This is a genomic window from Nocardioides sp. OK12, assembly GCF_024341885.1.
Taxonomy (GTDB): Bacteria; Actinomycetota; Actinomycetes; order Propionibacteriales; family Nocardioidaceae; genus Nocardioides; species Nocardioides marinisabuli.
Map to the genome: position 1 here is coordinate 545,392 of NZ_BNET01000001.1, position 13,122 is coordinate 558,513.

14 protein-coding genes are annotated in these 13,122 nt (G+C 72.7%); 13 read left to right on the plus strand and 1 reads right to left on the minus strand.

What is annotated here, in order from left to right:
• The first annotated feature begins 103 nt into the window (after positions 1–103).
• The 4 genes from OCU29_RS02715 to OCU29_RS02730 are packed head-to-tail and all read left to right on the plus strand — an operon-like array spanning position 104 to position 4,179.
• On the plus strand, positions 104–472 hold the full coding sequence (locus OCU29_RS02715; protein WP_179615972.1) for a YraN family protein: 369 nt from the start codon (positions 104–106) through the stop codon (positions 470–472).
• Positions 472–2,070 carry a YifB family Mg chelatase-like AAA ATPase gene (locus OCU29_RS02720; protein ID WP_261818693.1) on the plus strand — a complete coding sequence of 533 codons (1,599 nt, stop codon included), beginning with the start codon at positions 472–474 and terminating at the stop codon, positions 2,068–2,070. The genes OCU29_RS02715 and OCU29_RS02720 overlap by 1 nt, the downstream gene beginning before the upstream one ends.
• Entirely contained in the window at positions 2,070–3,206 is a 1,137-nt protein-coding gene (gene dprA / locus OCU29_RS02725; RefSeq protein WP_261818694.1) for a DNA-processing protein DprA, read from the plus strand. Before OCU29_RS02720 ends, dprA begins: the two co-directional genes overlap by 1 nt.
• Positions 3,207–3,234: 28 nt before the next feature.
• The gene (locus tag OCU29_RS02730) at positions 3,235–4,179 is read left to right on the plus strand and encodes a tyrosine recombinase XerC (RefSeq protein WP_261818695.1); all 945 of its coding nucleotides are present in this window, start codon (positions 3,235–3,237) and stop codon (positions 4,177–4,179) included.
• 87 nt (positions 4,180–4,266) lie between these two features.
• On the opposite strand, the gene OCU29_RS02735 is transcribed toward OCU29_RS02730, so the two are convergent.
• Positions 4,267–4,866 (minus strand): M23 family metallopeptidase, encoded by a 600-nt coding sequence (locus tag OCU29_RS02735; protein ID WP_261818696.1) that lies wholly within the window; start codon positions 4,864–4,866, stop codon positions 4,267–4,269.
• Positions 4,867–5,282: 416 nt separating this feature from the next.
• Here OCU29_RS02735 and rpsB point away from each other — a divergent pair, with 416 nt between their 5' ends.
• From rpsB to glpK, 9 genes are all read left to right on the plus strand, one after another.
• A complete protein-coding gene (gene rpsB / locus OCU29_RS02740; protein WP_179615978.1) occupies positions 5,283–6,242 on the plus strand; it encodes a 30S ribosomal protein S2 in 960 nt (319 codons plus the stop codon).
• 108 nt (positions 6,243–6,350) lie between these two features.
• The gene (gene tsf, locus OCU29_RS02745; RefSeq protein ID WP_179615979.1) at positions 6,351–7,163 is read left to right on the plus strand and encodes a translation elongation factor Ts; all 813 of its coding nucleotides are present in this window, start codon (positions 6,351–6,353) and stop codon (positions 7,161–7,163) included.
• Positions 7,164–7,283: 120 nt separating this feature from the next.
• On the plus strand, positions 7,284–8,000 hold the full coding sequence (gene pyrH, locus OCU29_RS02750; RefSeq protein WP_179615980.1) for a UMP kinase: 717 nt from the start codon (positions 7,284–7,286) through the stop codon (positions 7,998–8,000).
• Between the two features lie 86 nt (positions 8,001–8,086).
• Positions 8,087–8,641, plus strand: coding sequence for a ribosome recycling factor (gene frr / locus OCU29_RS02755; RefSeq protein ID WP_179617416.1), 555 nt, complete (start codon positions 8,087–8,089; stop codon positions 8,639–8,641).
• Between the two features lie 23 nt (positions 8,642–8,664).
• The gene (locus tag OCU29_RS02760; RefSeq protein ID WP_246305153.1) at positions 8,665–9,561 is read left to right on the plus strand and encodes a phosphatidate cytidylyltransferase; all 897 of its coding nucleotides are present in this window, start codon (positions 8,665–8,667) and stop codon (positions 9,559–9,561) included.
• A complete protein-coding gene (locus OCU29_RS02765) occupies positions 9,558–10,106 on the plus strand; it encodes a histidine phosphatase family protein (protein ID WP_261818697.1) in 549 nt (182 codons plus the stop codon). Before OCU29_RS02760 ends, OCU29_RS02765 begins: the two co-directional genes overlap by 4 nt.
• Positions 10,107–10,110: 4 nt before the next feature.
• Positions 10,111–10,518, plus strand: a complete 408-nt coding sequence (locus OCU29_RS02770; RefSeq protein WP_179615983.1) for a hypothetical protein — start codon at positions 10,111–10,113, stop codon at positions 10,516–10,518.
• A 107-nt stretch (positions 10,519–10,625) separates the two neighbouring features.
• The gene (locus OCU29_RS02775; RefSeq protein WP_261818698.1) at positions 10,626–11,504 is read left to right on the plus strand and encodes an MIP/aquaporin family protein; all 879 of its coding nucleotides are present in this window, start codon (positions 10,626–10,628) and stop codon (positions 11,502–11,504) included.
• 75 nt (positions 11,505–11,579) lie between these two features.
• Positions 11,580–13,109, plus strand: coding sequence for a glycerol kinase GlpK (glpK, locus tag OCU29_RS02780; RefSeq protein ID WP_179615985.1), 1,530 nt, complete (start codon positions 11,580–11,582; stop codon positions 13,107–13,109).
• Positions 13,110–13,122 lie beyond the last annotated feature (13 nt).

The following is a 13,122-nucleotide window of genomic DNA, read 5'->3' on the forward strand; positions in this document are numbered from 1 at the left end:
TCACAACGCACACCGGACCGCCGCGGCGCCTCTGTCCACAGGGGCCTGCGCTCGTGGGGCGGGTGCGTGAAGGGACAGGGAGTCTCTGATCAGGAGGTCGGAGATGACAGCGACAGCAGCGAGCCGGCAGGCCCTCGGGGCGTACGGCGAGAGGGTGGCGGCGCGCCACCTGGTGGAGCAGGGGATGACCCTGCTCGAGCGCAACTGGCGGTGCCCGGTCGGCGAGGTCGACCTGGTGCTCCAGGAGGGCGAGGTCCTCGTGGTGTGCGAGGTGAAGACCCGCGCGGGTGACGAGGGCGGGTCGCCGCACGAGGCGGTGACCCCGGCCAAGCTCGAGCGCCTGCAACGCCTCGGCGAGGAGTGGCAGGTCGCGCGCGACGTGCGTCTGCCGGAGGTGCGGGTCGACCTGGTCGCGGTCCGGCTGGCCGCGAAGGGCGCCGCCGAGGTCGAGCACGTGCGGGGGCTGGTCTGATGCCGTTTGCGACCGCCCGCACCGTGTCGCTGCACGGCGCCGTCGGGCACCTCATCCACGTGCAGGCCGACGTCTCGCCGGGCCAGGTCGGCACCACCCTGGTCGGGCGGCCCGACATCGCCATCAGCGAGGCCCGCGACCGGGTGCGGATGGCCATCATCAACTCCGGTCTCGGGTGGCCGGCCACCAAGCGCATCACGGTGCTGCTCTCCCCGGCGGACCTGCGCAAGCGCGGCACCCACTTCGACCTGGCCATGGCGCTGGCCGTCCTGGCGGCGGACGCGGTGATGACCGAGAGGTCGCTCGAGGGCTGCCTCTTCGTCGGCGAGCTCACCCTCGACGGCGGGCTGCGGCCGGTGGCCGGCGTGCTGCCGATGGTGCTGGCCGCGCGCGAGGCCGGCATCCACACCGTGTTCGTGCCCGAGCCGCAGGCCGCCGAGGCCGCGATGGTGCCCGGCACCACCGTCTTCGGGATGCGCTCGCTGCGCCAGGTCGTCGCCCAGCTGTGCGGCCAGGAGGTGCCCGACGCACCCCCCGTCGCCTCGTCGTCAGGGGCCAGCCTGCTCTCCTGGCGCGGCTCTGACCGCCGCGACGAGGCGGACATGTCCGACCTGACCGGCATGGCCGACGCGCGGTACGCCGCCGAGGTCGCCGCCGCGGGCGGTCACCACCTGCTGCTGCAGGGGCCCAAGGGGTCGGGCAAGACCACGCTCGCCGAGCGCATCCCCACGATCCTGCCCGACCTCGAGCCGGAGGAGTCCCTCGAGCTGACCGCCATCCACTCGTTGGCCGGCGTGCTCGACCCGAGCCGGGGCATGCTCACCCGCCCGCCGTACTCGGCGCCCCACCACGACGCCAGCAAGGCCAGCATCGTCGGCGGTGGCAGCGGTCAGGTGCGCCCCGGCGAGCTCAGCCGCTCCCACTGCGGCGTCCTCCTCCTCGACGAGTTTCCCCTCTTCCGCGCCGACGTGATCGAGGCGCTGCGCGAACCGCTCGAGAACGGCGAGATCACCGTCGCCCGGGCCGAGGAGCTGGTCACCCTGCCGGCCCGGGGGATGGTCGTGCTGGCCGCCAACCCGTGCCCCTGCGGCGACTTCCGTGCCGATGCCGGCGCCAACAGGTGTTCGTGCCGCGACACCGTGCGCCGCGACTACCGCCGCAAGGTCACCGGCCCGGTCACCGACCGCATCGACATCACCCGCCAGGTCGACCCGGTGCGACCGCACGAGCGGCGCGACCCCCTCGCCGTGCGCGAGACGTCCGCGACCGTGCGCGAACGCGTCGCCCGCGCCCGGCGGTGCCAGGCCGAGCGCTACCGCGGGTGCACCTGGCGGCTCAACTCCCAGGTCCCCGGGGCCGCGCTGCGCGAGCGCTGGCCGCTGCGCGAGGACGGGCAGGCGATGCTCGACAAGGCCCTCTACAACGCCGAGGTGACCAGCCGCGGCGCCGTACGGGTGCACCGGCTGGCGTGGACGGTGCTCGACCTGCTGCCCGAGGTCGACGCCGAGCGGCGACCGGGCAAGGACGAGGTCGACACGGCGCTGCGGCTGCGGTCCGGTGACCCCCTGATGCTGAGCGTCCTCGAGCGGGGTGCCTGATGCGGGTCTGGCAGGACGACCGCCTCGCCCGCGTCGCGCTCTCGCGCATCGTCGAGCCCGGCGACCCGCGGCTGCTGGCCAGCATCAGCAGCATCGGCCCCGTCGAGACGCTGCAGCAGCTCGCCGACAGCCACCCGGACCTCGCCGAGCTGCAGGCCGAGACGCAGGCCCGCAGCGGCGGCCTCGAGCCCGAGCGCATCCTGGCCATCGCCGCCCGCCAGGGCATCCGGTTCGTCACCCCCGCCGACGACGAGTGGCCCCACCAGCTGGCCGACCTCGACCAGCCCCGGGTGCAGGGACGCGGGGGAGTGCCGGTGGGGCTGTGGGTGCGCGGACCGCAGCGCCTCGACACCCTTGCCGGGTCGGTGGCGGTCGTCGGCGCCCGCACCGCCACCGGGTACGGCGCCTCGGTCGCCGGTGACATTGCCGCCCAGGTCGCCGGGGAGGGCCGCCCGGTGGTGTCCGGGGCCGCGTTCGGGATCGACCAGGCCGCGCACCGCGGAGCCCTCGGCAGCGACGGGTCGACCGTCGCGGTGCTGGCCTGTGGTGCCGACCGGATCTACCCCGAGGCGCACCGCGACCTCATCGAGCACCTCGCGACCCGGCACGCCGTCGTCTCCGAGGCGCCACCCGGCTGGTCGCCGATGCGGATGCGCTTCCTGAGCCGCAACCGCCTGATTGCCGCGCTGACCTGCGGCACCGTCGTGGTCGAGGCCGCACTGCGCAGCGGGGCGCTCAACACCGCCAACTGGGCCCACCAGCTCAACCGACCGGTGATGGGGGTGCCCGGTCCCGTGACCTCCGCGCAGTCCCAGGGGGTGCACCAGCTGGTGCGGGTCGGGGCAGCGGGGCTGGTGACCACCGGGCCCGAGGTGCTCGAGATGGTCGCCGAGTCGGGGCAGCACCTGCTGGAGGTCCCGCGCGGGCCCGAGACGACCCGCGACCGGCTCGACCCGGTCGACCGCCAGGTCCTCGACGCGGTGCCCGTCTCGCGGGCCGTCCCGAGCGTCTCGATCGCCCGCACCGCCGGCGTCGGGCCGGGGACCACCGACGCCGTCCTGGTGCGGTTGCAGGAGGCCGGGCTGGTGCGCAGCGACGGCCACGGGTGGCGGCTCGCCGGGCTGGCTCTGCCGTGAGCGCCCGCCGGCTTCCTAGACTCCGGGCATGGCCGACGACGCGCAGCAGGAGGCAGACGCGCTGCCCGAGGCCTTCGCCCGGGTCCTCGGCGACTACGAGCAGCACCTCGCCGTCGAGCGCGACCTGACCCCGCACTCGGTGCGCGCCTACGTCACCGACGTGGCCGGTCTCCTCGAGCACGCCCGACGGCTCGGGCTCGGCGACGTCGGCCGCCTCGACCTGCGCACCCTGCGCAGCTGGTTGGCCCAGCAGCAGAGCCTCGGCAGGTCGCGCACCACCATCGCCCGGCGCGCCACCGCCGCCCGAGTCTTCACGGCCTGGCTGGCTCGCACCGGCCGTGCCGAGCAGGACGTCGGGTCGAGCCTGGCCAGCCCCCGGGCGCACCGCACGCTGCCGGCCGTGCTACGCCGCGACGAGGCCGACGAGCTGATCCGCGCCGCCACCGACCTGGCCGACGACGGCAGCCCGGTGGGGCTGCGCGACGTGGCGATGCTGGAGCTGCTCTACGCCACCGGCATCCGGGTCGGGGAGCTCGCCGGCCTCGACGTCGATGACGTCGACCGCGAGCGCAACGTGGTGCGGGTGCTGGGCAAGGGCCGCAAGGAGCGCAGCGTGCCCTTCGGGCGACCGGCCGCGCGGGCGCTCGACTTCTGGACCCGCCACGGCCGCCCGCGGCTGGTCGTCGAGGGCTCGGGGCCCGCGCTCTTCCTCGGGGCCCGGGGCGGGCGCATCGACCAGCGGGCGGTGCGCACGCTGGTGCACAAGCGCATCGCCGAGGTGCCCGGCGCCCCCGACATCGGTCCGCACGGCCTGCGCCACACCGCCGCCACCCACCTGCTCGAGGGCGGCGCCGACCTGCGCTCGGTGCAGGAGCTGCTCGGCCACGCCTCGCTGGCCACGACCCAGCTCTACACGCACGTGACCACCGACCGGCTGCGAGCGGCGTACCGCCAGGCCCACCCGCGCGCCTGACCGCGACCCGGCGCCACTTCACCACCGAGTCGGCGCCAGTTCGCGGAACTGGCGCCGACTCGGTGAGGAACTGGCGCCGGCTCGGGGTCACAGGAGCGCAGCGAGGCTGGTCAGGACGGCTCGGTAGGGGGTGTCGTACGACGGTGCTGCGAAGGTCGGTGCGAGCTGAGCGGCAGGACCGGACGCGGTGACCGGGGCGGCGGCCCAGAGGGGGAGCAGGCGGACCGGGCCGTGGCCGACCAGGCGCAGCGGGTCGAGGTACTGCTCGCCGGCCGCGCCGGACTCGATCCAGCCCCAGTGCAGGCACGCGCGGGGCACGCAGTGGGACGGCGCGACCTGCAGGCGCCCCACGACGTCGCCGGCGACCACTGCCTCGCCGACGGCCAGGCTCGCCGCCACCGGCTCGTACGTCGTGCGGGTCGCGCCGTGGGAGACCACCACGACGCCGCGGCCGGCGACCCGCCCGGCGAAGGAGATCTCGCCGTCGAGCGCGGTGCGCACCGGCTGGCCGGCGCGCCCGAGCAGGTCGACGCCGCGGTGGCCGGCCGCGTAGGGGGAGGCCGGCGCGTCGAAGGTCTCGACCACCTCGGGCTCGGGACGCAGCGGCCAGCTGCCCACCGGGTCGGGGCCCGGCGCCAGGGCCAGGACGAGGACGCTGAGCAGGGCGGCGGCGGGGGAGAGGGGCACCCTGCCAGACTGGGGCCGCGGCGGGCCCGCGGTGCGGCCGCGACGCCGGGCTGGGGACGACGCCGACGAGCGGCCGGGCTGTGCACCGGTGGTGGTCCCCGACGGATTCGCTGGTGGGGCCCGCGCTGGCGTAGTCTGGCGGACGCAATCCTCAGGGATTGACTTCGCACGTCCGCAGACCGCGACACCGCTCCGCGAGGAGGGGTGGCCACCCGTGGGCGACGATCCTCGGTCCCGGACCGACAGGCGCGAGCCTGGAGAGCCGGGTCGGGTCGCGCGCAGACGTCAGGGCGACCGGCACCCGCCGGCCGCGACGAACCGTAAACCACCACCGGAGCACGACACCGGTGCGTCCTGGCCGCAAGGCATGAAGGGCGCCACCAGCGGTGCCGGCTCCAGCACAGGAGATCACCACCATGGCAGTCGTGACCATGCGCCAGCTCCTCGAGAGCGGCGTCCACTTCGGACACCAGACCCGTCGCTGGAACCCGAAGATGAAGCGCTTCATCATGACCGAGCGCAACGGCATCTACATCATCGACCTGCAGCAGTCGCTGAGCTACATCGACCGCTCGTACGCCTTCATCAAGGAGACCGTCGCCAAGGGCGGCACCGTGATGTTCGTGGGCACCAAGAAGCAGGCCCAGGAGGCGATCGCCGAGCAGGCGACCCGCGTCGGGATGCCCTACGTCAACCAGCGCTGGCTGGGCGGCATGCTCACCAACTTCCAGACCGTGCACCAGCGGATCAACCGCCTCAAGGAGCTCGACGAGGTCGACTTCGACAACGTCGCCGGCTCGGGCCGCACGAAGAAGGAGCTCCTGCAGATGAAGCGGGAGCGCGACAAGCTCGACCGCACCCTGGGCGGCATCCGCGAGATGGGCCGCGTCCCGTCGGCCGTGTGGATCGTCGACACCAAGAAGGAGCACCTCGCCGTCGAGGAGGCCCGCAAGCTCCGGATCCCGATCATCGGCATCCTGGACACCAACTGCGACCCCGACGAGGTCGACTTCCCGATCCCGGGCAACGACGACGCGATCCGCGCCGTGGGTCTGCTGACCCGCGTCATCGCCGACGCGGTCGCCGAGGGCCTCATCGCCCGCGGTGGCGGCAAGAGCGAGGGTGCCGGCTCCGGCACCACCGACGAGCCCCTGGCCGAGTGGGAGCGCGAGCTCCTGGCCGGCGAGGCCGAGAAGGCCGCCGAGAGCGCCACCCAGGCCGACGACACCGCGGCCTCCGAGGCCACCGGCGCGTCGACCGAGGCTGCCGCCTCCGACGAGGCCGCCGCCGAGGCGACCGAGGCCCCCGTCGCGCCCGAGGCCACCTCGGACGAGGCCGCCACGGACGAGGCCGCCAAGGACGAGGCCAAGGCCTGACCTCTCCGCGCTGACCGCCGTCCGCGAGCCCTCCGGGGCTCGCGGACGGCGGCACGCCGGGGAACTTCCCGCTACTCCACCACTTTCTCTTCGAGGGACGGAACGTCAATGACGAACATCTCCGCGGCCGACGTCAAGAAGCTCCGCGAGCAGACCGGCGCCGGCATGATGGACTGCAAGAAGGCGCTGACCGAGGCCGACGGCGACCTGGACAAGGCCGTCGAGATCCTGCGGGTCAAGGGCGAGGCCAAGGCCGCGAAGCGCGGCGCCGAGCGCGAGGCCTCCTCGGGCCTGGTCGTCACCTCCGGTGGCGCGCTGGTCGAGATGCGCTCCGAGACCGACTTCGTGGCCAAGAACGACGACTTCGTCGCGGCCGCCGAGAAGATCGCCGCCGCCGCTGACGCCGCCAAGGCCGGCGACACCGAGACGCTCAAGGCCGTCGAGCTCGACGGCAAGACCGTCGGCGAGGTCGTCGAGCAGCTCGCCATCACCATCGGCGAGAAGATCGAGCTCGGTCGCGTGGCCTACTTCGAGGGCCCCACCGTGACTTACATGCACAAGCGTGCCGCCGACCTGCCGCCCGCCGTGGGCGTCCTGGTCGAGTACGACGGCTCCGACGAGGCCGCGCGCGGCGCCGCGATGCAGATCGCCGCGATGCGCCCGCAGTACCTGAGCCGCGACGAGGTCCCCGCCGAGGTCGTCGAGTCGGAGCGCTCCATCGCCGAGCAGAAGTCGCGTGAGGAGGGCAAGCCCGAGCAGGCGATCGCCAAGATCACCGAGGGCCGGGTCAACGGCTTCTTCAAGGAGGTCGTCCTCCTCGAGCAGCCGTCGGTGACGGAGTCGAAGAAGAGCGTGGAGGCGGTCCTCAAGGAGGCCGGCACCACCCTCAAGCGCTTCGCCCGCTTCGAGGTCGGTGCCTGAGAGGCGCTGATCCGCTAGGTTGCACCTGACGCCAAGGAGGCCGGTCCGCTTGATCCCCCACCAGATGGATCAACGGGCCGGCCTTCGTGCTGTGCCCACACCCCCACGAAGGGAAACCCGATGACCCAGCAGTACCAGCGTGTCCTCCTCAAGCTCTCCGGGGAGGTCTTCGGCGGCGGCAAGGTCGGCGTCGACCCCGACGTGGTGCAGAAGATCGCCCTCGACGTGGCCGAGGTCGCCCGCTCAGGCGTGCAGATCGCCGTCGTGACCGGCGGCGGCAACTTCTTCCGCGGCGCCGAGCTGCAACAGCGCGGCATGGACCGCGTGCGTGCCGACTACATGGGCATGCTCGGCATCGTCATGAACTGCCTGGCCCTGCAGGACTTCCTCGAGAAGATGGGCGTCGAGACCCGCGTGCAGACCGCCATCACCATGGGCCAGGTCGCCGAGCCCTACGTGCCGCGCCGCGCCATCCGGCACATGGAGAAGGGCCGCGTGGTCATCTTCGGCGCCGGCATGGGCATGCCGTTCTTCTCCACCGACACCGTGGCGGTCCAGCGGGCGCTGGAGAGCCGCTGCGACGCGGTGTTCTTCGCCAAGAGCGGCGTCGACGGCGTGTACGACGCCGACCCGCGCAAGGACCCGAACGCCACCAAGTTCGACACCATCACCTACGCCGACGCCATCCAGCGCAACCTCGAGGTGGTCGACCAGACCGCCTTCACCCTGTGCGCCGAGAACAAGCTGCCGATGGTGGTCTTCGGCATGGAGCCCGAGGGCAACATCCCGCGCGTGCTCAAGGGTGAGAAGATCGGCACGCTGGTCAGCGCCGACTGACCGCGCGACGCACCCAGAGCCCGCACCCAGGGCCCGCACCCAGCCCGCACCGACCGACGTACGCGACGAACCCAGGAGCAGCCGTGATCAACGACATCCTCAACGAGGCCGACACCAAGATGAGCAAGTCGGTGGAGGCGACCCGCGAGGAGTTCGCGGCGATCCGCGCCGGGCGCGCCCACCCCTCGATGTTCTCCAAGATCGTCGTGGACTACTACGGCTCCCCGACGCCGCTGCAGCAGCTGGCCTCCTTCACCGCCCCCGAGGCGCGCGTCATCCTCATCGCGCCCTTCGACCAGAGCGCCATGAAGGACATCGAGCGGGCCATCCGCGACTCCGACCTCGGCGTGAACCCCGCCGACGACGGCAAGGTCATCCGCTGCAACTTCCCCGAGCTGACCGAGGAGCGCCGCAAGGAGTACATCAAGGTCGCGCGCACCAAGGCCGAGGACGGCCGGGTCGCGGTCCGCAACCTGCGCCGCTCGGCCAAGCAGGGCCTCGAGAAGCTCGAGAAGGACGGCGAGGTCGGCAAGGACGACGTCACCGGCGCGGAGAAGAAGCTCGACGTGACCACCAAGAAGCACACCGACGCCATCGACGAGATGCTCAAGAACAAGGAAGCCGAGCTGCTGGAGGTCTGAGACCTCCCTCGCTGCTGATGCCGATGACGAACCCCACCACGCCTCCGGGCACCCCGGCCGGCGCGCCCCCTGCGAAGGACCACGGTCGCGCCGGCCGTGACCTGCGTGCCGCCTTCACCTCGGCCTTCGTGCTGATCGGGGCCATCCTGGCCTCGCTGCTGCTGTGGAAGACCGCGTTCATGGTGATCGTGGTGGCCGCGGTCGTGGTGGCGGTGTGGGAGCTCGGCCGCGGGCTGAGCGCCAAGGGCATCGACCTGCCCGAGGAGCCGCTGATGCTCGGCGGCGCGGTGATGGTCGTGGTCGCCTACGTCTTCGGCGCCGACGCCCTGGTCACCGCCACGGCGGTGACCGCGCTGGTCACCATGCTGTGGCTGCTGCGCCGCGGCATCGACGGCTACGTCCAGAACGCCTCGGCCTCGCTGTTCACCCTGGTCTACGTGCCGTTCCTCGGGGCCTTCGTCGCGCTGCTGCTGCGCGAGGGCGGGCTCTACGGCGGCGGGTTCGAGAACGACGGGGTGCGCGGCATCATCGTCTTCATCGCCGTCACGGTGCTCTCCGACACCGGCGGCTACACCTTCGGCGTGCTCTTCGGCAAGCACCCGATGGCCCCGGTGATCTCGCCGAAGAAGTCGTGGGAGGGCTTCGTCGGGTCGGTCGTCTTCAGCGTCGCCGCCGGTGTCGTGGCCATGGTCTGGCTGCTCGACGGCCGCTGGTGGGTCGGGGTCTTCCTGGGCCTGATCGTCGCGGTGATGGCCACCCTGGGCGACCTGTGCGAGTCGGTGGTCAAGCGCGACCTCGGCATCAAGGACATGAGCCAGGTGATCCCGGGCCACGGCGGCCTGATGGACCGCCTCGACTCGCTGCTGGCCACCATCGCCCCGGTCTGGCTGCTGCTGCACCACCTGGTCTTCCGGGCGTGAGCCTGCACCTGGTCCGCCACGGTCGTCCGCTGGTCGAGCCGGGGGTGCCCGCCGCGCGCTGGGAGCTCGACCCGGCCGGCTTCGACGACGTGTGGGCGCTGCGCGAGTCCGGCCGCCTGCCCCGGCGCGCCGTGTGGTTCTGCTCGCCCGAGCCCAAGGCGGTCGCCACCGCGCAGCTCCTCACCGAGGCGGAGGTCGGGGTCGTCGACGACCTGCGCGAGCACGAGCGCGGCGCGGCGTGGGTCGAGGACTTCGAGACCGTCGTCGCCCGCGCCTTCGCCGAGCCCGAGCTGGCGGCGTACGAGGGGTGGGAGCCGCTGGCGCGCTGCCGGGAGCGGGTGGCGGCGGCCGTGGCCCGGATCGTCGACGTGCACCGCGGCGAGGAGGTCGTGCTGGTCGGCCACGGCACGGCCTGGACCCTCGCGGCAGCGGCGCTGGCCGGTGCCGAGCCGGACCTCCGGCGCTGGCGCGCGCTGGCCTTCCCCGACGTGGTCGTGGTCCCCGACGCGCCTGAGCGCGGCGACGACGACCGGGTGGGAGACTGAGGCCATGGTGACCACCGACGACGACGCCGTGGCGCCGACCACCCCGCAGGACACCGGCCCCGACACCGCCTCCGACACCGACACCGCGGCGGGTGCGACGGCGGGCCGCCCGAGCTGGTGGCACCGCGACCACCCGGTCTTCACGCCGCTGTCCGGGTTCTTCAGCGGCCTGCTGTTCGTGCTGCTGGTGCCCTCGGTGTACGCCGCGGTGCTCAACGCGGTCACCGACGACGAGACCGCCACCGACCTGTTCCCCTTCGTGCTGGTCGCGCTGGCGGTGCCGCTGGGGCTGGTCGTGGCCCCCCACACGCGCCGCTTCGGGCGCTACATGCTCTTCGGCGTGGTCTCCACCGCGGTGGTGGTGCTCGGGGTCGCCGCGCTGGTGGTCTGGGTGCTGGTCAGCCGGGCCTGAGGCCCCGCGGCCCGCTGCGAGATCGCAGGTGTGGGTCTGCGTGGTGCTGGGTAGAGAGATGTGACGACCACCACACGTCCACCACATCGCCCTACTCGGAGGTCCCGATGTCACGCAGCAGGAGACCGGCCATCGTCGGGGAGATGTGCGCGGAGTTCGCCGGCACGATGATCCTCATCCTCTTCGGCGTCGGCGTCGTCGCCCAGGTCGCCACCAGCCAGGACGGGGCGCTCGGTGACCACGACTCGATCGCGTGGGCGTGGGGGCTCGGCGTGACGCTGGGCGTCTACGTGGCCGCCCGGCTCTCCGGCGCCCACCTCAACCCGGCGGTCACCCTGGCGCTGGCCGTCTTCAAGGGCTTCTCGTGGCGCAAGGTGCTGCCCTACACCCTGGCCCAGACCCTCGGTGCCTTCGTGGCGGCGCTGATCGTGCGGGCGTCGTACGCCGACCTGATCGCGGCCGTCGACCCCGAGCACACGATCGCGACCCAGGGCATCTTCTCGACGCTGCCCGGCAACGGGGTGGCCGACGTGAGCATCTCCAGCGCCTTCGTCGACCAGGTCGTCGGCACCGCGATCCTGGTGTTCTTGATCTTCGCCCTGACCTCGGCGTGGAACAACCCGCCGATGGCGAACCTGGGGCCGTTCGTGATCGGCCTGGTGGTGGTCGCCATCGGCATGGCCTGGGGCGCCAACGCCGGCTACGCGATCAACCCCGCGCGCGACTTCGGCCCGCGCATCGCCTCGCTGCTGACCGGCTACGACGGCGCGCTGCGCGACCAGAACGGCTACCTCTACTTCTGGCTGCCGATCGTCGCGCCGCTGCTCGGTGGGCTGGTCGGCGGCGCGCTGTTCAAGTACCTCGTCGAGGACCACCTCACCGACCCCGACGAGGAGGTCGCCGAGGAGGCCACCGGCAGCGTCGAGGGCCCCGACGCCGTCGGCGAGCCGCTGCCCGAGCCCGTCCCCGAGCCGGCCGCCCGCTGACCCGGCCTCCTGAGCGCCCGATCCTGACCGCCGCACCCTGACCGCCGCACCACCGATCCACCGAGGAGAGACCCCGTGACCGAGACCAGTGCCCGCTACGTCGGCGCCGTCGACCAGGGGACCACCAGCACCCGCTTCATGATCTTCGACCACGACGGCGAGGAGGTCGCGCGCCACCAGCTCGAGCACGAGCAGGTGATGCCGAAGGCCGGCTGGGTCGAGCACGACCCCGTCGAGATTTGGGAGCGCACCCGGTCGGTGATCCAGAAGGCGATGGGCAAGGCCGGCCTCGACGCCTCCGACCTCTGCGCGGTCGGGATCACCAACCAGCGCGAGACCACCGTGGTGTGGAACAGGTCGACCGGGCGGCCCTACTACAACGCGATCGTGTGGCAGGACACCCGCACCGACAAGATCGCCTCCAAGCTCGAGCGCGACGGCCACGGCGACCTGATCCGGCACCGCGCCGGGCTGCCGCCGGCCACCTACTTCGCCGGCGGCAAGATCCAGTGGATCCTCGAGAACGTCGACGGGGTGCGCGAGGCCGCCGAGCAGGGCGAGGCGATCTTCGGCACCACCGACTCCTGGCTGATCTGGAACCTCACCGGCGGCACCGACGGCGGCGTGCACGTCACCGACGTCACCAACGCCAGCCGCACCATGCTGATGGACCTCGAGACCTGCGAGTGGGACGACGAGCTGATCGGTCTCTTCGACATCCCCCGCGCGATGCTCCCCGAGATCCGCTCCTCCAGCGAGCCCGACGGCTACGGCACGACCCGCAAGGACGGCCCCTTCGGCGGCGAGGTGCCGCTGACCGGCATCCTCGGCGACCAGCAGGCCGCCACCGTGGGACAGGTCTGCTTCGAGCCGGGGGAGGCCAAGAACACCTACGGCACCGGCAACTTCATGCTCCTCAACACCGGCACCGAGCTGATCCGCTCCCAGCACGGGCTGCTGACCACCGTGTGCTACCGCTTCGGCAAGGAGGAGCCGGTCTACGCCCTCGAGGGCTCGATCGCGGTGACCGGCTCGGCGGTGCAGTGGCTGCGCGACCAGCTCGGCATCATCTCGGGCGCCTCGCAGAGCGAGTCGCTGGCCCGCCAGGTCGACGACAACGGCGGCGTCTACTTCGTGCCCGCCTTCTCGGGGCTCTTCGCCCCGCACTGGCGCTCCGACGCCCGCGGCGCGATCGTCGGGCTCTCGCGCTACAACACCAACGCCCACGTCGCCCGGGCCACCCTCGAGGCGATCGCCTACCAGAGCTGCGACGTCGCCGCGGCCATGGAGCAGGACTCCGGGGTGAAGCTCGAGGTGCTCAAGGTCGACGGCGGCGTGACCGCCAACGAGCTGTGCATGCAGATCCAGGCCGACACCCTCGGCGTCGAGGTGAGCCGGCCGGTGCTGGCCGAGACCACCTGCCTGGGGGCGGCGTACGCCGCGGGGCTCGCGGTCGGCTTCTGGTCGGGCACCGAGGAGCTGCGCAAGAAGTGGAACGAGGGCAGGCGGTGGTCGCCGCAGTGGAGCGACGAGCAGCGCGCCGAGGGCCACGCGCAGTGGACCAAGGCGGTGCAGCGCACCCTCGACTGGGTCGACGTCGATTGATGCCGCTGCCGCC